Origin of the sequence: Gordonibacter urolithinfaciens (genome assembly GCF_900199375.1) — a bacterium.
GTDB classification, from domain to species: Bacteria; Actinomycetota; Coriobacteriia; order Coriobacteriales; family Eggerthellaceae; genus Gordonibacter; species Gordonibacter urolithinfaciens.
The window spans coordinates 534,235-554,105 of record NZ_LT900217.1; the positions used below are offsets into that span (position 1 = coordinate 534,235).

Consider the following 19,871-nt stretch of genomic DNA (forward strand, 5'->3'; position numbering starts at 1 on the left):
CAGGCGGCCCCTAGCGCTGGCGCTTCAGGAAGTCGGGAATGTAGTCCTCGTCCGCGAAGCGGCCGTTGTTCGACGACGTGGAGAACGACACCGGCGGCATGGACTGCTGCGGGATGGACGGCGCGGCAGGCTCGGGCGTCGTGGACGCGAACAGGTCCTTGCGCGAGAAGTCCATGGAGGACTGCTGCTGCGCGCTCGCCTTGAAGCCGGTGGCGATGACGGTGATGCGCACCTGGTCGCCCATGCCCTCGTCCACGATCTGGCCGTAGATGATGTTGGCGTTGTCGTCGGCGCAGGCCTCGACGGTGCGGGCCGCCGCGTCGACCTCGGTGAGCGTGAGGTCCGGGCCGCCGGCGATGGAGAACAGCACGCGCGAGGCGCCCGCGATGGACGTCTCGAGCAGGTTCGAGTTCGTGGCCTGCTGTGCGGCGTCGAGCGCGCGGTTCTCGCCGGAAGCCAGGCCGATGCCCATCATGGCCGTGCCCGCATCCTTCATGACGGTGCGGATGTCGGCGAAGTCGAGGTTGATGAGGCCGGGGATGGTGATGAGGTCCGTGACGCCCTGGATGCCCTGGCGCAGCGTGTCGTCGGCGATGCGGAACGCGTCGAGCATGCTCGTCTTCTTGTCCACGATCTCGAGCAGGCGGTCGTTCGGGATGACGATGAGCGTGTCGACTTTCTGGGACAGCAGGTCGACGCCCTGCTCCGCCTGGTTGCGGCGGGTGCGCCCCTCGAACGAGAACGGCTTCGTGACCACGCCGACCGTCAGCGCGCCGATCTCCTCGCGCGCGATCTCGGCGATGATGGGCGCGGCGCCCGTGCCCGTGCCGCCGCCTTCGCCGGCGGTGACGAACACCATGTCCGCCTCGGCCAGCGCCTCGCGGATCTCCGCGCGGCTCTCCTCGGCCGCCTGGCAGCCCACCTCGGGATTCGCGCCGGCGCCAAGGCCGCGCGTCAGCTCCTCGCCGATGTGGATCGTCTTGTCGGCATCCGACATGAGCAGCGCCTGGCGATCGGTGTTGACGGCGATGAACTCGACGCCCTTCACCCCCGCCTCGACCATACGGTTCACGGCATTCGTGCCGCCGCCGCCGACGCCGACGACCTTGATGACCGCCAAATGCTCGGAACCCATTTTGTTTGGCATTGTATCCTCCACACCTGCTGCGTTTCTTTATGCTGCGTTTTCCCAACGTGGGTACAGTTCACGTGGGGTTATTGTACACGATGCTCAACCATTTGCAAATTACGCCGCGGTAATGAAAACCGCACGTCCACAATATGAAACCGGTGGGAGGAAAGGGAGGGACCGCAGCGCCTACGGCAGCATCTTCGTGAGGTCGCGAGCACCGTAGAGGAAGCGCCGGATTTCCATCACATCGTCGAATACGACGTAGAAAAACCATGTAGTTACCGACTTCGAACCAGTAATAAGGTAGAGGACGCTCTCGGTTCGTTTTATACTGCAGCGATCGGAACCGTATCCGTTCTTCGTGAGGAACACGGGACCGCTTTCCAAAACATCGAGTTCGACTTCCGAGTAGTGGTTCCTCAGATCCGATATCGGCCTGATGTTCATAGCTCCTCCCTTCATCGTGATAATATTTTAGCGAAATTACACCACACTAGGTCTTGAGCTAGCAGGACGACAATAAACCGCTCACTCACCATTCATTAACGAAGCAGTCGTGCGTATCGGTCATCGTATGCAAGTCAATGCCGACAGCTAGGGCCACCACCATGGCTGGGAATATGTCGTCTTGGGTGGACAGGCTCATGGACGAGGCCGCGTAGTTCTCCATCTCCGCGCGCTCCGGCTCGCCGGCTGCCATGCGCACCAGGTCGTCGCGCACGGCGGCGATGTTGTTGCGCACGTAGCAGTGGATCTCGTCGTAGGGGCCCGACTCGGTCCAGCAGCTGCGCAGGCTGTCGTCGATGAGCGCCAGCACCACCGACCGCGGGTTGAAGCGGCGCTCGCCGTCCTCGGTGAGGTAGCCGTCGTACCAGTGCTCGAGCCCCTCGTAGCCTACCCGCGCGTCCGGTGTGCATGCGAGGTGCCGAGCGCAGAGCTCGCACACCTCGTCCTGGGTGAACCCGAAGAAGCGGTCGTAACGCAGATCCTCCACGGCGCCGTACTCGACGAACATGTTCAGCTCGGAGCCCGTGGAGTGCTTGGCGATGGAGAGGATGCCCGCCATGTGGGAGAGCTCGACGTAGGGCTTGGTTTTGAGCAGCTGCTTCAGGAGCATGAGGAACGAGCGCTGGCCGTCCTCGGTGAACAGGGGGTTGAAGAACAGGGAGTCCCATTCGTCCATGATGAAGCAGAATTGCGCTTTCGTGACATCGTAGACGCATTCGTGCGCTGCGAACAGGCCGATCCGCGGCTCGACGCCCGCCTCGGGAGCAAACGCGCGGAGGTCGTCGACGATGCCCGCGCGGATGGCGTCGATGTAATCTCGGTAGCTCTCGCATTCGTCAGGCAGCACGCTGAAGTCGATGTAGATGACGTCGTGGGCTCCGAGGTGCGCCATGGCCGCAGGGTCGCAGGACACTTCGAGCCCCTCGAACAGCGGGGCCGCGTCCAAGCCGCGCGTGAGGAAGCTCGCCAGCATTTGCGCGTTGACCGTCTTGCCTAACCGACGCGGACGCGTGATGCAGATATATCCCCCGTCTTGTCGACGAAGTAAGGCGAGCCCGTAATTCTTAAGGAGGTTCCCGTGGCATATATCAACAGTAACGCGCCGCCGGTCGGATATGGTTCGCAAGCCCAAGTATACCAACAACGACCCAGCGATCAGGATCCTTTCACAAAGCGTAAAAGAGCAATAACCCCTTGCGGCGCTTTTTTCGCAGCGGGGAGGTGCGTCGAGCTTTTCATGTCGACCTTAATGCCGATCGATGGCGGCGACCACTTTCGCGGACTTTTTTAGCGCGTCTCCGAATCTTGCGCTTATGGTTTTTCACGTCGACCAAAATGGGGTCATTCGGAAAAGCATTCTGAGCCCTTTCGGCGTAAGTTAGAAAATTCCCTCGACCTCCGCTCTTCCCAACTCGCTCGCGCACTTTGGCATTTCTCTTAGGCTTGCGGCCCCAATCACTGTACTCCAGATAAAGTGAATCGACTCGTTTTTTTGCTGGCCTGAACTTCCATTTGTACAACCGGCCTACTCTCCTGTACATGCGCTTGTAGAAACGACCGATAGTTCTTTGCCGCAGTCTCACCGACGTACCGTCAAAGGAGAACCCCAGATAGTCGATAGCGCATTTCGGCTCGTCTTCCGAGTCGAGTAGGTAAACCCCTCCGTCAACCATCCTAAACGAATGCGTCTTACGTGGATGAATCTTCAACGACGGCATCGTTCCGGCCAAACGTGAAAACTCATCCCGCCCCTCTTCAAACCCTTCCTCGGTAGGCACAACGAAGATGAAATCATCCGAATAGCGCATATATAAACCGTCGTGCCTTTCGGCTACAGCTTTGACTGCCGCATCAAATTCCAGCATGTATATGTTCGCTAGCGTGCCACTAATGGGAAGCCCCTGGGGTACACCCTTTTCTCCGTTTTCCCTCCATGGACGCTCAACCGAAGCGCCCACCATGTTTTTGAACTCATCAGAGCTCAGCACTCTGCCCCTGTTGTTGAGTCGTTTGACGCCGCTCTTCGTATAAGGAAGCCCGTAGTGGTCGAGAAGCTTTTCTATATCCCAAACCGAATGCCTGGTTGCATTCTTCAGCACATGGTAATAATCGTCCGGGATCGCACCGCCAGGGAACAATCGCCTAACCTGCTTTTTCAGATAAGCATGATCAAGCGTTTCGAAAAAGTCCTCGAAATCCCCCGCATAAGCGAAACAAGCTTCAAGATCTCTCATCTTCGAAAAAGCGCGCAACGCGAAGTCGCAGTTTGACTGCCCCTTGAGATGGGCGCGATACGCGATAGCGCAATCGCCAATGCCGATTTCGGTCGCAACATCGTTGTATCGTTCATTAAGCAAGCCCGAATAGTACTGATAAATGCATCTATCGAGGTGTGCGGCGTATTTTATAGGACGTGGATCGTTAAAAAACTTGCCATGTCCATCGGGCTTCATGCGGCGCAAGTCCCTCTGAATGAGGGGATAAAATGCATAGCTTTTTACAAAACCAGGATCCATGACAAGGTTGGCCTTGGCGGCGAACGAAGTCCTGAAATCAAAATGAACGTACGACTTTATCGTATGCGGCTTCTTAATGTAAGGAGGAATGCTATCCGTCATATCTCGTCTGCCCGGCAAGCCGGCCCTATCAAGGGGCGGCGTCCATTTCAGGGTCGGCTCGCTTACATAAATGCTGCGGCCATCCCGCAGCCCTTACCGCTTCATCGCGAAACGGTAGCCGCCTTTCGGGTCAAGCCCGTAAAGCAATCTTCATCTGCGGCACAATCGCCTTAGACGAAAGGAACGCATCCATGAGCCTCGCCGCGCTGTTTGTCAGCACCATTAGCCTAGCTGATGGAGATTTCGTGAGCATCCATCGATGGATGTTTACGACAGTGTTCCCCCACCGTGGCTAATTCCACGGTGCAAGATCATGTTAACTCTAACTCTATCGTTCTTGAAGTCCCAAGTTTTTCAATCAGCCAATAGGCGTCAAAACCACAATCAAGTTGATTAGCAACTTGATCCGAACACTTTGCCTTTCCTCTTGAAGTTAGCCGAACGCGTACGGTTGAGTCCGAGAATCCTTGTCCGAGGGCGGGCCCGAAGGGGGCGGCCGCGTAGGGGCAAGGATCATGGCAGAGAGGAAGCAGAAGCGCTACTTCAGGCTCACGAGGTCGGAGCGGGCCTCCATCGAACGAGAGTTCGGGAAGAGGAGGCCCTCGGCCCGCGACGTCGCGCGCGACCTCGGGCGCTCGCCCGCCTCGATCTCCGACGAGGTCAAGCGCAACCGCACGGTGGCCCGGGGCCCGGGCAAGGGCGAGCGGGCCGGAGATGCGCCGGAAGACGCTTGCGCGCGGCTGCAGGCGTGGCCTTGGACCTGCAACGGCTGCCAGCACCGCCGCTACGGATGCGGCAAGGCCCTCCGGTGCGAGTACTCGGCGGCGCGCGCCCAGACGCTCGCCGACGGGCTCTTGTCAGGGGCGCGCAGGGGCGTGAACGCCAAGGAGTACGACTTCGAGCGGGCCATGGCGACGATCAGGTCGGACGTGGCCCGGGGCCTCTCGCCCGCCCAGATAGCCTGCGGCCGCGCCGATCGGTTCAAGGTTCACCCCACGACGATATACCGCTGGATAGCGGCGGGCTACGCCGGCATGTCCGACGCCGAGCTGCGCCGCAAGGTCGGCTACAAGCCCAGGAGGGAGCCCTCCGCGGCCAAGCCGACCTCCCACGGCCCGGAGAGGTCGTACAAGGCGTTCTCGGCGCTCCCCGAGGAAGGGCGGGCGCGGGCTGCCGAGATGGACACGGTCATCGGGCTGTCCAAGGACTCGCAGTGCATCCTCACCCTCTACTCGAAGCCCTGCAAGGGTCCAGGTCTGCCTGCTTCTGCCCGAGAAGACGTCGAGCGCCGTTGCCGCGGCGCTCGACATGCTGGAAAGAGCGATCGGGAAGCCCCTCTTCCAGCGCCTGTTCGGGCTCGTCCTCACGGACAACGGGTGCGAGTTCTCGGACACGGAGGCCCTCGAGCGCTCGGCCTTCCACGGGACGGCCCGGACTAAAGTCTACTACTGCGACGTGCGAGCGTCCCAGCAGAAGGGAGGATGCGAGCGAAACCACGTGGAGCTCCGCAAGCTCCTGCCCAAGGGCCGGGGGATCTCCTTCGACGAACTGGACGGCCGCGATCTGGCCGTCGTCATGAGCCAGCTCAACTCGGAGCCGAGGCCCTCCCTCATGGGCCTGTCGCCCACGGCGATGCTCGAGGCCGCCGACCCGGAGGCCGCGGCCGCCCTCATGGACGCGCTCGGCATCGAGGAGGTGCCCTACGGCAGGCTCGACCTGACGATCGGCGCCGTCGACCGGGATCGGGAGGAGAGGGGCCTGCCGCCGCTGGCCTAGCGCCTTCCAAAATATAACCTTCCCGGTCATAGGTATATCGAGCCGTCCGGATGAGCCTGCGAGCGGGCACGGAGGGCGTGGCGTAGCCTGCCCGCGAACTCATCCGTGCACACCGACAAGCCGGCATACCCCCTGGCCGTGAATCAAAACAGGGGGTATGCCGCATTGCAAAACGTCCGGCTAACTGCGCAAACGCCTATCTAGGAGAGAACGTTCGGATAGCTTCGCAATTCAACCGAAACCACAATCATGAACCACCCCTCTAAGGTATGATTTGCACAGGGCATATAGGCCAATATCTACCGGCAGCGTGCGCTGCCTTTCGCTTCGTTCAAAAGCAGCAGAACACTTGCCTTAGAATCACAACGGTAGAACTACATTCCACCTTTCTCCCTGGTTTTCTTCAACGAGAAGCATTCGAAAAAGTAATAAACGACCAATGCGATCGAACCAAAAACGTAGCTCCAGCCGCCGTCGATCATGACAACGAAAATAAAGCAAATAGCCAATAAGAGCTCTCTAATGGAATGGGGGAATAAGTTTAGTCCAAACGATCGCGCCAGATTAAATTCTGAGATAAGGTTTCTTGTAACTATTCCTGACAGCATCGAAACGGCCAGCAGCACAAGGTTGTGGAACAAGAAGACCGAAAAAAAGGACAACACAACGCTGACACACATTGCAACAACATTTGCAATGAGTAGTTTGTTTTCCTTTCGAAGAGCCTTAAAATACGGAACGCACAGCATGCTCATTCTGCAATCAAAAATGCAGATGGGAAACAAGAGTCCTAAATATATTAGCGATTGGCTATACTGAGGAAGCCAAAACTCACAGAATATGCAACACGGAAAATAAAGCACGTATGCAATGGGTAAAAAAAGCGCAAGGATGCTTCGGATTTTGGCAAAGTTTTCTTTTTGGGCTTCTTTCGAAGCTCTTTTTATATGCGGGAACAGCACCATAGAAACCTGACCGGCAAATGAAATGACAAAAGAAACAAGGGACACGGCAAAAGAGTAATAGCCAAACGTCGCTAAATCCCAGTTTGGCTCGATAAGCATCCTACCAAAACCGATAATAAAAGTACCTGCATAGTAGGAAATCATGATTTTCATGCCAGCGCCTATATCGATCTTGGTTGCATGAAGCACATCACGATTTTTTCCGGAAAACGAAAAACGAGCCTGCAGTATTTGACGACCGCTATACAACAGATACACCGTCGAAAAACACTGGCTCACAATGTAGAAAGCTACTATGACACGATAATCACCTGCACCGAGAACTAGGGCCGCCACAATCATTATGAAAAAGGAGGCCTTGGTAATAATTGCCGCTTTCGAGAAAATTTGCGTTAGATTGACCGCCTGAAAAACATAGGAAAGGTAGTTGGCCAGATTCACGACAATTGTGTATATGGACAAAGCGGCGGCAATCAGACAAAACTGGGCACTCAACCTAGCAAGCAAGGCAAAGGCAATCAAAAGCGCCGAAAAGAAGAATTCCAGGATTAGCACCAGAACCATTTGCGCTTTTATCCCGGCGTGATCAAGGTCCCCGTAACGTTGACCACCAATACGCAAATACAAGCCGTCGTTAATCCCGACAAGAAGGCACCCAGAATACCCTGCGTACAGCAAAAAAGACTGCCAATATGCATATTCCTCCACCGCAAGGATTTTGGGGACAATCAGAGACATCAAGATACTCGACAGGAGAGCAACACCTTGCGCGCTAAACGCATAGGCAAGATTTTTCTTTATTCCTTGGTTTTCCTGAGGCAGCGCCGTCATTGTGGGTTTTCTCTTTCCGCGTTGAACGAGGCAAGAATCACAGCGATGCACAGGAACAAGACGAACGTCTGAAGACCTATGTAGGACAACGACCGCTCCGCTAAGCAATAGAGCATAAAGTACGCAAGAAATGCACTGATCAATTGGTTTTGCATTTGATTTTTAGCATACCGCGATTTGTCAAACACTACAGCAAGCATCAAAAGATATGACAATACGCCTGTCAGCCCGAACATCAGCAGTAATTCGACAATCGCATTATGCGACCCCGTATGCACAGCCCCCAAACCATTCGCAGCATAGACAGATTTTATTAAGAAATAGACCGGACTCTCTTCAGACCAAAAATCACCATATCCAAAGCCGAACAACGGTGATGTTTCAAGAACGAGCTGCGAAATAGATTTCCATATTGTTGTTCTCCCTGTGAGATCTGAGGTTTTGCCCCAAATCGCTAGCACGTCAGAAAATAGCGGAAGTATCGCCGTGGCAAACAAAAGAAAACCCACGCTGAGAAGAACCCAGAAAGTCCCTTTTCGTTTTAGAGAAAGGACTCCCCTCCTATCCAAAACGACGAAAGCCGCTGGCACAACTGTGCAAATTAATCCACCAAGCGCATCTGCCGACAAGAGCATTCCCCCAAAGCCTAGAAGCATCAATACAAGAATCCACCGCGGAATAGATAGCGTTAGACTCTTGTCCTGTGGCAAATAGACCAGCAGTCCGAGTAAAAACAGAATACAGAATGCGATAAAACCCGCGCAGACATTTTTCGTTGTCCATATTCCCGTAAAGGCTCTCGTTGTTTCATAATCGACAAACCCATAGCCTGGCAGAAAAAAAGCAAGAGAGCAGCAGAGGAAGACTATCGCAACTGCAATAAACACAGATTTGAGCAGGTTTTCAAGGTTGAACGAATCGGCCACAGAAAAGGCGAATAGAGCCAACAGCGCAAGCCGAGCAACATTCCACAAACCAGAGCTAGGAACATATTGGCTGATAAAAGACGATATCCCAATGCAGAGAAAAAACAACACGACGCTAAAAAAGGGGAAGGTAATTTTCGTTTTCAAAATGGCGCCATTAACCAAAAAATGCCAAGTAACATATGCTGCCATCATCGCATAAACAAGAGCGGTAAGTGGACTTGTCACCATACCGCCAATGAGCCTATCCAACGTTCCAGGAACCCCGAAAAGGCGGACGAGCACGACGGTCAGCAATAAACATCTGAACCCCGCCCCTTTCCCTTTTTTCGTTCTAAGCTCTATGATATGTAGATCTGCGGCACTCATCGGAATAGCACCTTTTTGTATGAATCGATTAGTATATCGCTAGACTTATCCCAGTTATATTTTTCAAGCCTCAGCTCTTCAACCGCCTTTACGCGGTTCTCGTATTCGTCGTCACAAGCATTGATCGATTTTCGAATTACCTCAGCCAGTGACTCAACATCCCCAGAACGAAACAAGTAGCCAGTTCTTCCAGAATCCGTTTCCTCCACAAATGCCGGAATATCACTGGCAATCACTGGCTTTTTATAGGAATATGCCATTAGCAAGGCTCCGCTGCCGTAAATATTCAAGTAGGGAAAAACGCAGTAATCGGCTTCCTGATGCAGATTTTCTAAATCATTTTCTTCAACGAAACCCGGCCTCACCAAAACGAACGATTCCACGGAGAGCTGTCTCGATAGCTCTAAGTAGTCTGTGGAATTGTTTTTATCTTTCGCGCCGGCGATCACGATTCGACAGCGTTTTCTGTAAGAAGGCTCCAACAAGGCCGCGGCTTGGAGCAGGATATCGATACCTTTGTTTTTTCTCATCACTCCCAGAGAAAGAAAACAAACTGGATCTCGCTTCTCGGCCTTTTTGGCTGGCCTTTTCGAGTAACAGCCGTGAGGCATAATCGTAGCCGCAGGGGCCTTGCTTGAAAGCGATTGCTCTAACTCTGCCTTACTTAGACCATTATGAACTACAAGCACATCACATTTTTCATAGAAGCGGCCATACGCCTCGGCCTCGCCGGCTTGTGCCTCATGCTGCACAACGTTATGCACCGTAAAGGCCATCGTTCCAATCAAGCCGATTTTTTTCAATGCCGCGTAAAGGGGCATCTCGATCGCATATTTCTTAAACGTCTGAATGTGCACGACATCATAACTGTTTAAGGCGATATTGACTGTAAGGCGAACGAGCCCTATCAAGTATTCGATGTAAGAGAGCACGCTTCGATTTCCATGAGAAGTGTTGAACAAAATCGGATACAGCCTCTCGCACTTAACTTCTAAATCAGAGCTCTTCATATCATGCGAAGTTGCAAGGAAAACTCTGGCCTTGGAGCCGAGCGCCATGCAAAGTTCAGCTGAATAAGAATTTCCCGGAAGCATGTGATCGATCATTAAAATCTTCATTGAAGACCCGTTTCCAAACCCTAATCAGACCACTCGATTGAAAACTCGTCCGATATTTCCGACAGAGGAATTTTTCGCCGGAAAGCTTGCTCCACAAGCCGTACTTTTGAATATCCTCGACCCATCAGAGAGTGATTGTCCCCCGTGTCGCGAACATATATGCTCGCTTTAAAAGGAAGAGGTTCGAGCGGGCGTCCGAGTTCTTTGCAAATGCGAGGGATATCGCCGTGCCTCTTACGAATAATGTGCGGATTAAGGTTATTAGACGAGGTCAACGGTTCGTAATGCTTTTCAGGCAAATCTTCAGCGGAGTATTTCACTATCGTTGAACTTCCATTTGGAAAATGAGAGCCAGACTTCACGAAGCCATTGCCAACGTGGTAGAAATAGCCATTTTTTGCATAGAACCCATTCGATGATTGATGAGAGTTCGCAAATCCAGCAATCCTGTTGCTCTGAATATCGTCTGCGTCGACAAGCATAACGAAACCGCCACCTAACGCACGCACCCTCATGGCGATCTCATGAACCTTATAGCCTTTATCCCTCATCATCGCATCGGGGTCTCCGGGAATTGACGCATCTACCTCAATAAACTCAACTCTCTCATCATAGGAATGCGCAAGATGCGGCTTTTCATGACAAGCCACTATAACCCTGAAATCAGGATCGGTCTGGTTGTATACCGACCACAAGGTTCTGTTGAAAAACATCTGAACCTTTTCCCAGTCGCTTGACGCCTTTGCACTTCTAAGGGGAATGCCGAATGTAATCATTAATATCTCCCCAAGCTGCAATATTCGTTCACGTTAATATTTTCCTTGATAATCCTCGCAGGAACGCCAGCGACAGAGCAATTGCTGGGCACGTCATGGATGACCACTGCGTTTGCTCCAATAATAACGTTATCAGAAATGGTTACTTCGCCAAGAACCTTTGAGCCGGTGGCAATGTAAACATTGTTGCCAATGACAGGCGCTCCCGGCTTATTGGAGCGCCCCCCTATTGTCACATTCGTGCCTATTAGCACATGTTTTCCAATTTTTGCGTTCCTTACAACGACCGTCCCTAAACCGCCGTATAGGAACTTGCTGCCCTCGCCAATCTCGCAGTCATATGGCACCACGCAACTATGAAACAAGTAATTGACGCCCTTTAAAATTTTAGGAAAAAAAGGAATATGCCGCAGATAGAACCATCGAGATGCTTTATACATACCATATGTGCTCATGCCACTACCTAACTATCGGAGGCTTCATTCGCCAATTACAGTCGCCACAGCGACCAACCCAAAGCAGCCGCCTCGTTGGGATTAATAAGTCCCTTCACATCAATGACGACTCGCTGCTCGACAGGAACAGCTTGGCTAAACAAAGCATCCCACTCTTCAACAGACTTCTGTTTGAATTGTTCATGAGCAACAGCAAGGACCACGCAGTCGGCCTGAACCGCCTCAAAATCCATCAAGTCGACATTGTAGAAACGCCTAGCCTCTTCCTTGTCAGCCCATGGATCCACCACCGTCGGAACAACGCCGTAGTCGGCAAGACCCGCAATAATGTCGACTACCTTTGTGTTTCTGATATCCGGACAGTTCTCTTTGAAGGTAAGCCCCATGATCACTATTCGCGCATCCTTCGGAGCTTTTCCAGCTCGCACAAGCTGCTTGATTATCGCATCCGCAACGAAACCGCCCATATCGTCATTCACCTTGCGGCCAGCAAGGATAATCTGAGAATGATAGCCCAGTTTCTCCGCCTCGTATGTAAAGTAATAAGGATCAATACCTATGCAGTGGCCACCGACGAGACCCGGTCTGAATCCCAAGGCATTCCATTTGGTATTCATTCCGTCAATTACCTCATTGGTGTCAATGCCCATGCGATCAAAAACCATTGCCAGTTCGTTCATGAAGGCAATATTGATATCTCTCTGGCTGTTTTCAACAACTTTAATTGCCTCAGCGGTCTTAATGGTTGAAACAGGATAGGTGCCAGCCGCTATAACAATGTTATAGACATTCTTGATGTCCTCAAGAGACTCCGCGTCCATACCGGAAACTATCTTACGGATCGTCGTCAAGGTATGCACCCGGTCGCCCGGGTTGATCCTCTCGGGAGAGTAACCAACTTTGAAATCAATGCCACATTTCAGGCCCGACTCTCTTTCCAAAATCGGAACACAAACATCTTCGGTGACGCCCGGATAGACCGTCGACTCGAAAACAACAACAGAGCCAGGCATCAACCTTGGCCCAAGTGTCTCACACGCACCGACAACTGGCGTCAAATCGGGTGTTTTGTCCAAATTGATGGGCGTGGGAACAGCAATGATGTGGAACAAGGCCTCTTTGAGTCTCTCAGGATCATCCGTAAACTCGACCTTGCACTCCCTCAGCGCTTCGGATCCAACCTCGTTTGTCACATCAATGCCATTTTCGTACTGGTTGATCTTCCGTGAATTGATGTCGTAGCCAACCACCTGAACATGTTTGGAGAACTCAACGGCGATAGGCATGCCCACATAGCCCAAACCGATAAGGGATAACTTTGTCTGCCCTTGCACCAACTGCTCATAAACGCTCACACTCGTTCCCTCCTATCAAGAATTGAAGCAATAATCCAGCGCCTCAATAAAGCCAGACGCCATAGCGCCGATGCTCATTTCTTTGGCGAAAGTATCCTTGCAGCTTTCGGACATCTTGCCGAGCCTTTCACGATCAACGGAAAGGCCAACTAGTTCGGAAATGAGCTGGTTCTCGTTTTTCGCCACAACCCCATTTTCCCCATCAACGACATACTCTTTTTCGGGCCCGTGAACACCTTCGCTTAACATAAAAAAGGGCAAGCCCCAAAACATGGCCTCGTTTACGGCAAGTCCAGCTGATCCGGGAACGCTAAAAACATCCGCCAACGCGAACAGCTCGCAAACTTCATCGCCATAGCGTTCTCCAAAATAATAAAAATTTTCATGGGAGTTCACGGAGGCTAATACGTCATCGGACATACCAGGCCCCGCAACAACTAGGCCTATTTGAGGAAATTCCTTTAGCCCCTCTGTAAGGAGCTCCAACCTTCGATTCTGATTGATTCTAGCCACGAACAAAACGACAAACGACTGCGATATGCCGTATTTTGCCCTCAGAGCATGGTTGTCGTACTGGGATCTATCAATTCCAGAAAAACTTAGCGTATTGGGAGCAATAAAAAGCTTGTGCTGGTTCTTTTTCTTAAAATGCTTCCGCATGCAGGGCATATACGTTATAAGGGCATCGCACTTTGAATGAACCCTATGAAATGCTGCGTTCTTGACGATGTTATTTGGATCGGCAATGTTTATGCCATGGTTCCAATAGATGACCTTTATCTGATGTTTTTTGCAGTAGCTAATCACATCAAACAGGATTCCATCTTTGAGGTGTAAAAACAAAATCACTGCTTCGGGCTTCTTGGCATCAATGGCCGCTTTCCAGTCCTTCAGCGATTCAAGTTTTACGCAATCGAACCTAATAGGATTGACGTCATCCTGAAACGAATCTCCGGCAACGCTAAGAGCATAACCGTGTTCTTCAAGTATCGGCGCGAGGTCATTGTAGACCTTGACTCGATAATGCAGCACTTTGTTCGACAAAAGGAGAACTTGTTTCATCTCTAATCAAATTCCCCCGCAAAATAGCGCTCATAACCGTCGAGCAGCGCTTGACTGGTATGCCCCCAGCTAAGTTCGTTCACAACCCGGTTGCGGCCGTATTCGCCCATGGTCTTGCGACGCTCTGGATCCTCCAAGAGCTTGACGACCTTCTCTGCCATGTTCGCAGGGTTGTTGGGCTCAGCATAGAGGCTTGCATCCCGAGCGCTAAACCGACCTTCGGTCAAATCAAACTGGACGATCGGCTTCGCAAGGGCCATGTACTCTAAAATCTTATTCATGGTCGACTTGTCGTTCATAGGATTGAACTCGTCGCTGTTCACGCAAATATCTGCTGTGTTCAGGTAACGGAGCAAATCTTCATCGCTCACCCTGCCGGTGAACTCAACACAATCGTCAAGCCCCATGTCGGACGACATCTTACGCAGCGCATCCAGATGCGGCCCGCCTCCCACAATCCCCCAGAACACGTCATTTCGGGCTTTCTTGATAATCTTCGCGGCTTCCAAGAGATATTCGATCCCCTCCTGTTGCCCGATAACACCCAGGTAGCCGACCATATACTTCTTGCCACGCTTGATGCTCTCGTCGCTAGGTTGAATACGCATGCGCTCAAGTTTCGGGCCGCTGCGCAATACGATTATGCGATTCGGATCCATTCCTCCACGCTCAATGGCGATGCTCCGGTAACTCTCATTGGTCACAAATGCAAATTTTGCGTTCTGGTACGTCTTTTTTTCCAGATAGGTCTGACTCTTGTACAGCATCTTTTTTACAAGGCCAAGCTCTTCTTTTTTTCCGAATTTGGCCTCGAAGAGTTCGGGGCAGATGTCGTGATGATCAAATACATAGTCAACGCCACGGCTCTTGAACTTCTTGGCAACCATATAGATATCATCGGGCGGGTTGCAACCATGAATGACGTCAAACCCGTGTTCCCGATAGACAATCTCCGCAAGCTCACGCTGAGCCTTAAGAGCGCCGTAGTATTCCCGCACGTACCCGACAACGCCATTGGCCTCAGGGAGGTCATGCCGGTAAATATGAACACCTTCTAACTCTTCCATCTCAGCTGTTGCGCCTTTTCCTTTCGGGCAAATCACACTAACTTCGTAGCCATTGGCCGCAAGCGTCGTCGCTTCCTGCCAAACACGGGTGTCAAAAGGAACGGGAAGGTTTTCAACAATGATTAGAATTTTTCGATTTTGCTCACTCACTTTTTGAACTCCGGGTATTTCGAGTAATCGATTTCATCAATAAGCCATGCGTATTTTCCACGCTTGTTTGTTCGCAACTCCTCGACTTCACGAATTTCAATGTCTAGGAGGCCTTCGCATTTTCTTTCAAAATAGGCGGCCAGAGTATCGCGGTCCTCTTCCGCAAAAGGCTCGTCCATGACCACGTCTAAGAACACATGGCCTGGGCGATCTTGAACATACTGATACAAGCGCACCTTTTCAAAGGGGCCGGAATGCGGTGAAACTGTTCCCTTGTATATGCGTGCGCCATTCTTTGCAATGATTCTAGCTTCCGACGTCGTATGACCACGAACCTCCATATGGCCATTCTTATCAATTACGACATAATCATCAGTCGCATACCTTACCAGAGGCATTTTCTTGCTCAGAAAACCCGTGGACACAATCCTAAACACATCCGATTCATCGGTTGGGAGCAGCTCGGTGTATCCGTATAGTCGATTAATTCTATAGCCATCCCTGTCTCTCTCCAGGAACGCACATCTCTCGGTATGGCCGTAGTAGGTAATGCATGGGCAATGAAGCACCTCTTCGACTTGCCTTCGGTCAGACTCTGACGAACCTTCTCCGTAAAAGAGGACGAACTTTAAATCTAGCTTTTTCTTGTTTCTCCTGATCAAATCACAGAGAACCGAAATAGCAGAGGGATAACCTGCCACAACTTCAGGAGAATAGGCTTCTATGATCCCCCAAACAGAATCGAATTCTTCGCTCTTGAAAAGCCTAAACGGCGAAATCACAATCTCGTTTTTCAAAGGCGAATAATAGTAATCGGAGTCCTTGTTATGACCCCAGAGAGCAAGGGTTCTGGTTCGTCGTGCGTCGTAGCCAAACTTCTCCATAAAATGGCAAACCACGGCACGCTCGCGATAGATTGACGCCCGATCGAGCAATACCCGAAACACCTTTCCTGTGCTTCCCGATGTATGCCCCTCATAACAATCAATATCTTCATCGGAGTAGAGCTTATTTCCCTGTTCTTGAGCTATAAATTTGTCAATGAGAGGGACTTTTTCAAAACCTTCGAACGAAGACATGTCTTTTGGGTTGAATCCGATACTGTCGAAAAGCTCCTTGTAATACTCCGTGTGCTGGTACGCATAGACACACTGCTTCTTCAATTCTCTAAATTGAATTGCCAGCTGATCCTCCTCAGACATGCAGTCAAAGTCCTCGAGTCTTTTATGCATCTCTTTATAGTGAGGGTTTCCAATCATTGCCTGCACGAACAATGGGGCCAGCAAATGCTTTATGCCCTTGGGCATATTTTCATACATGTTCTTAAGTTTTTCGCTATTCATTAATTTCGTCCTCCGAGCCGATGGCGAGGGCAATCATAGATAGGCAGAGAGGTCTTCGTAACACAATCCTGCAACTTTGGCAGCATCAAGCAGCATTGAAACGGCAGTCATGCCTGGAAGAGTGGTTGCTCGCTTTTCAAGTGACTGGAAATAATTAGCCATACTTAACTACTCACCCTTATGGTTGATTTCAAAATTCCCGAAAAGCGGTATTTAATTTTCTTTCCAGGCTGAAGAACTCCATAATTTGCAGAAAATGATGCTTTTTCAACTGACGGATCGATACCAGAAGATTCGATTTGCCCGCTCACATCACCCAACTTAAATGCAATCCCTCCTTCCCCCCTGCTTAAAACAAGAGATTCAGGACAAGCAAAAATCGCATCCCCACAAAAGCCATCACCTGCATCATTAAATAATTCATCTCGGATCGCCAGGAATCGCCGCCCGTCAAACTCAAAGGTACGGCGGTGAACCAACGGCGCATAGCCATCGTGCTCTGCAACGAGTTCGACGCCACCGTCGTCTCTCTCCTCGTAACTCAACAACTTGCAGTTTGCCTTTCGGCCCCACAGAAAGGCGCCGAGCATTTCCGACTGGTCTTTTCCGTCAGCACAGACAGTGTTGTGGTTTGACGTTTTGCGCAAGCTGTTGCGCATGGGCAGATTGCAATGGTAGATATATGTGCCAGGGTCGATGAAGACCGGACTCCCATCTACAAACATTTGAAAGCTCAGGGCGTCTGCATGACCGTGAGCGGCAATGCTTCCAAAGCCCAAGGCAGCATGGTCGATTCCTATAAGAATGCGCCCGTCGCGACTCTTGAGAATGGTGTTGCCGCCCTCCCTGTAGCAGGCATTATGGGCGTTGTCGTAGAGCGGTTTACGCTTAGCCCCACCAATCTCGCTCTCATCGAAAAGCCAATGCAGGGTTTCATCGGTTTGCTCCATCGCGTCATAGCGCTCGTCGAGCAGCGTGCTCATGAACTGGAGGATGTAGGCATACCGGTCTGCTCCTTTTCCAACCAGATCCAGGATTTTTCCCTCGTCGTCGTCTCCAAAAACGACCACTTCGCCAAAAGCCCCGCGGCAGTCCGACACGTAGCGACACTGCTTCTTCAGCATGGAAGCCCATTCGACTGGGATGGACCCTCCGTTTTTAAGAAGCAGATTGCCGACAAGGGCGTAGGCCTCCATCGCGAAAACCTGATAGTGAAGACTGAGCTCCTTATTGACGCCATCGCCGTAGTTCTGGCGCTCGAGCTCCTCCGTCAATATCTCAATGGCCAACGTCACCCACGGCTTATACGAAAATGCGAACCCAGCGATGCCTATAGCGGCAGCCTCTACCAGCAGGTGATTGTTCGCAGAGCTGAATCGGCTCCTATGCTGCTCGATGTGGTCGACCATGTTGATTGCGCCGACCGCAAGCTTTCTCTTCAGCTCTAGCTCGTCCACATCCTCCAGGAACGCCAAGGTGTACATCCAATTGATCGCCCTGATCGCCAGCTCCATAACACTTGTCCAGCTGATGCCAACCAGGAAAGGGTTCTGCTTATCCCAATCGTTAAGCTGGTCTTTCAAATCATGAAGATATCGCTCGTCCCCCGAGGCCCTGTAGTTCTTTGCGAGAATGGCGAACTGGAAGTGCCTGTTCAATTCCCAGTTCGTTCTTGCGTCGCCTATTTCGTCTCGCTGCCTGTATTCCAGCGAATAGGCGAATTGCTGTGGCCATTCGTTCTCCGTCTGGAAGCCAGCATGCCATTTGCCCTTGAAGTCCTCGTATTTAAACCCCAGCAGGTTGATATCCTCATTCAAGCCATAGCTAGTATTCTCCAAATTCAGATGGAGCGCCGCGGCATAAAACTTGAGGCTGACATACTTGGAAGAAAGCACTTCGCCGCAGGCGCTTACGCGCGAATCTGCGAATCGCCTCTTCTCTTTGTTCTGCAGGCTCTTTTGCTGAAGCCTCCATGCAATTTCAGCAGGACTCATCGCCTTCAGCCTATTTACCAACCATTTGATGCCTACCACGTCGTAAAGTCCCTAGAACTCGGTCTTTGCCATATCAGCTTCAATGGCTTCGGCTTGGGAGGCGTTGCTGTTGATGTTGCCCCAGCTAATGCCTTCATAGTTGCCTTCATAGTCCAAGCTGTCCCACATACGAGCCAAGTCAACGATGGCTTTGCCAGGATACTGCTGAGGGATGTCAGAGAATTCCTTTTCTTTGTTGGTTACGACCAGAACGTCCGATCCAGAACAAACGGCATCGAGGTCATCGGTCACGAACTCATACATGAAGGGAATCTTGGACATGATGAAGTCTTTGTTCGTGTTGGTGTCGCTGGAAACCTTCACGTTCCTATCGTAGATGCTTACCTGGTATCCCTTGCCCAGCAAGCCTTCGATAACATCGACGATTGGGCTGCAACGCAGATCGTCTGTGCCGCTCTTGAAGCTGAGGCCCAGGATGCCGACTTTGCGACGGCCCTTGGACTCAATGATTTTCAAAGCCCGCTGCTTCTGGAGCTCATTTGACGGGTTGATGGCATTTATCACTGGGACGTCAATATAGTTGTCGTGTGCCAAGGTACGCAGGGCCTTAGAATCCTTGGGAAGGCAGCTGCCGCCGTAGGCAAAGCCCGGCTTGAAATAACAGGGGCTGATGTTGAGCTGCTCGTCCTTGCAGAAGATCTCCATGACCTTATGGGAGTCGATGTCCAAAGCTTTGCATATATTGCCAACCTCGTTCGCAAAGACGATTTTCAGGCCGTGGTATGTGTTGTTCACATACTTCATGATTTCTGCCACAGGAACGTCGGTAGTAATAAATTCAGCGGGAATGTCCTTGTAAAGCTCGCGCATCATTTGCTCAGCCTTAGGGCTAGCGGTGCCCACAAGGCTCAGGGGCGGATTCAGATAATCCTTGACGGCCGTTCCTTCGCGGAGGAATTCAGGGTTGGAGACCATCGCAAAGCCGGAGCCTTCCTTCTTGCCGGAAGCTTCCTCGATGATTCGAGCCACATTGGCGTTGGTTCCCGGCAGCACAGTTGAACGGATTGCGACCACATGAAAATCGTCCTTCTTCGCAATCGCCTCACCGATCTGCCGCGCAGTTTCAAAGATGTAGTCGAGTTTCAAGTGGCCTTGCGGCGTTGAAGGTGTTCCCACGGCAATGAAGGATATGTCACTGTTAACAACGGCATAGTCAGCGTCAGTGGTAGCTTCCAGCCTGCCGGCTTCGTGCGCCTCTTTCACCAAGTCATCGATTTCAGCCTCGATTATGGTGGCGCGACCTTCGTTGATAAGGTTCACTTTGTTCTCAACAGGATCCGTGCCAATAACGTGGTGTCCCAGCTTTGCGCAACAAGCTGCTCCCACGCAGCCAACATAGCCTAGACCGAAAATGCTAATGTTCATTT

18 protein-coding genes are annotated in these 19,871 nt (G+C 51.7%); 2 read left to right on the plus strand and 16 right to left on the minus strand.

The annotated features are described in order from the left end of the window. Window positions 1–10: 10 nt before the first annotated feature. The 4 genes from ftsZ to BN3560_RS02380 all read right to left on the minus strand — a co-directional run bounded on the left by ftsZ (window position 11) and on the right by BN3560_RS02380 (window position 4,257). Window positions 11–1,147: a cell division protein FtsZ gene (ftsZ, locus tag BN3560_RS02360; protein ID WP_041239412.1), complete on the minus strand. Its 1,137-nt coding sequence runs from the start codon at window positions 1,145–1,147 to the stop codon at window positions 11–13. 171 nt (window positions 1,148–1,318) lie between these two features. Then, on the minus strand, window positions 1,319–1,579 hold the full coding sequence (locus tag BN3560_RS14625; protein ID WP_227153985.1) for a hypothetical protein: 261 nt from the start codon (window positions 1,577–1,579) through the stop codon (window positions 1,319–1,321). A gap of 85 nt (window positions 1,580–1,664) precedes the next feature. After that, on the minus strand, window positions 1,665–2,783 hold the full coding sequence (locus BN3560_RS02375) for an AAA family ATPase (protein WP_331712879.1): 1,119 nt from the start codon (window positions 2,781–2,783) through the stop codon (window positions 1,665–1,667). A gap of 91 nt (window positions 2,784–2,874) precedes the next feature. Next, window positions 2,875–4,257 (minus strand): reverse transcriptase domain-containing protein, encoded by a 1,383-nt coding sequence (locus BN3560_RS02380; RefSeq protein ID WP_096226888.1) that lies wholly within the window; start codon window positions 4,255–4,257, stop codon window positions 2,875–2,877. 515 nt (window positions 4,258–4,772) lie between these two features. On the opposite strand from BN3560_RS02380, the gene BN3560_RS02385 reads away from it, so the two are divergent. Continuing rightward, window positions 4,773–5,696: a helix-turn-helix domain-containing protein gene (locus BN3560_RS02385; RefSeq protein WP_096226889.1), complete on the plus strand. Its 924-nt coding sequence runs from the start codon at window positions 4,773–4,775 to the stop codon at window positions 5,694–5,696. A 58-nt stretch (window positions 5,697–5,754) separates the two neighbouring features. Then, window positions 5,755–6,033 (plus strand): hypothetical protein, encoded by a 279-nt coding sequence (locus BN3560_RS02390; RefSeq protein ID WP_096226890.1) that lies wholly within the window; start codon window positions 5,755–5,757, stop codon window positions 6,031–6,033. Window positions 6,034–6,407: 374 nt separating this feature from the next. Here the strand turns inward: BN3560_RS02390 and BN3560_RS02395 are convergent, their stop codons facing one another. Genes BN3560_RS02395 through BN3560_RS02445 form a run of 12 tightly spaced genes read right to left on the minus strand, consistent with a single transcriptional unit; the run spans window position 6,408 to window position 19,869 of the window. Continuing rightward, entirely contained in the window at window positions 6,408–7,829 is a 1,422-nt protein-coding gene (locus tag BN3560_RS02395) for a lipopolysaccharide biosynthesis protein (protein WP_096226891.1), read from the minus strand. Next, window positions 7,826–9,124 carry an O-antigen ligase family protein gene (locus BN3560_RS02400; RefSeq protein WP_096226892.1) on the minus strand — a complete coding sequence of 433 codons (1,299 nt, stop codon included), beginning with the start codon at window positions 9,122–9,124 and terminating at the stop codon, window positions 7,826–7,828. Before BN3560_RS02400 ends, BN3560_RS02395 begins: the two co-directional genes overlap by 4 nt. Then, a complete protein-coding gene (locus tag BN3560_RS02405) occupies window positions 9,121–10,230 on the minus strand; it encodes a glycosyltransferase (protein WP_157780531.1) in 1,110 nt (369 codons plus the stop codon). Before BN3560_RS02405 ends, BN3560_RS02400 begins: the two co-directional genes overlap by 4 nt. A gap of 32 nt (window positions 10,231–10,262) precedes the next feature. Next, a complete protein-coding gene (locus BN3560_RS02410; RefSeq protein WP_096226894.1) occupies window positions 10,263–11,018 on the minus strand; it encodes a hypothetical protein in 756 nt (251 codons plus the stop codon). After that, window positions 11,018–11,473, minus strand: a complete 456-nt coding sequence (locus tag BN3560_RS02415) for a serine O-acetyltransferase (RefSeq protein ID WP_096226895.1) — start codon at window positions 11,471–11,473, stop codon at window positions 11,018–11,020. Before BN3560_RS02415 ends, BN3560_RS02410 begins: the two co-directional genes overlap by 1 nt. A gap of 35 nt (window positions 11,474–11,508) precedes the next feature. After that, window positions 11,509–12,828 carry a nucleotide sugar dehydrogenase gene (locus BN3560_RS02420; RefSeq protein ID WP_096226896.1) on the minus strand — a complete coding sequence of 440 codons (1,320 nt, stop codon included), beginning with the start codon at window positions 12,826–12,828 and terminating at the stop codon, window positions 11,509–11,511. Between the two features lie 15 nt (window positions 12,829–12,843). Then, complete coding sequence (locus BN3560_RS02425; RefSeq protein WP_096226897.1) at window positions 12,844–13,890, minus strand: glycosyltransferase family 4 protein; 1,047 nt, start codon at window positions 13,888–13,890, stop codon at window positions 12,844–12,846. A gap of 2 nt (window positions 13,891–13,892) precedes the next feature. Beyond that, complete coding sequence (locus BN3560_RS02430; protein ID WP_096226898.1) at window positions 13,893–15,107, minus strand: glycosyltransferase family 4 protein; 1,215 nt, start codon at window positions 15,105–15,107, stop codon at window positions 13,893–13,895. Next, window positions 15,104–16,450 (minus strand): phenylacetate--CoA ligase family protein, encoded by a 1,347-nt coding sequence (locus tag BN3560_RS02435; protein WP_096226899.1) that lies wholly within the window; start codon window positions 16,448–16,450, stop codon window positions 15,104–15,106. The genes BN3560_RS02430 and BN3560_RS02435 overlap by 4 nt, the downstream gene beginning before the upstream one ends. A gap of 33 nt (window positions 16,451–16,483) precedes the next feature. Beyond that, a complete protein-coding gene (locus BN3560_RS14855; protein WP_256172794.1) occupies window positions 16,484–16,612 on the minus strand; it encodes a hypothetical protein in 129 nt (42 codons plus the stop codon). Between the two features lie 2 nt (window positions 16,613–16,614). Continuing rightward, window positions 16,615–18,483 carry an alginate lyase family protein gene (locus BN3560_RS02440; RefSeq protein WP_123649922.1) on the minus strand — a complete coding sequence of 623 codons (1,869 nt, stop codon included), beginning with the start codon at window positions 18,481–18,483 and terminating at the stop codon, window positions 16,615–16,617. 12 nt (window positions 18,484–18,495) lie between these two features. After that, a complete protein-coding gene (locus BN3560_RS02445) occupies window positions 18,496–19,869 on the minus strand; it encodes a UDP-glucose dehydrogenase family protein (protein ID WP_096226901.1) in 1,374 nt (457 codons plus the stop codon). Window positions 19,870–19,871 lie beyond the last annotated feature (2 nt).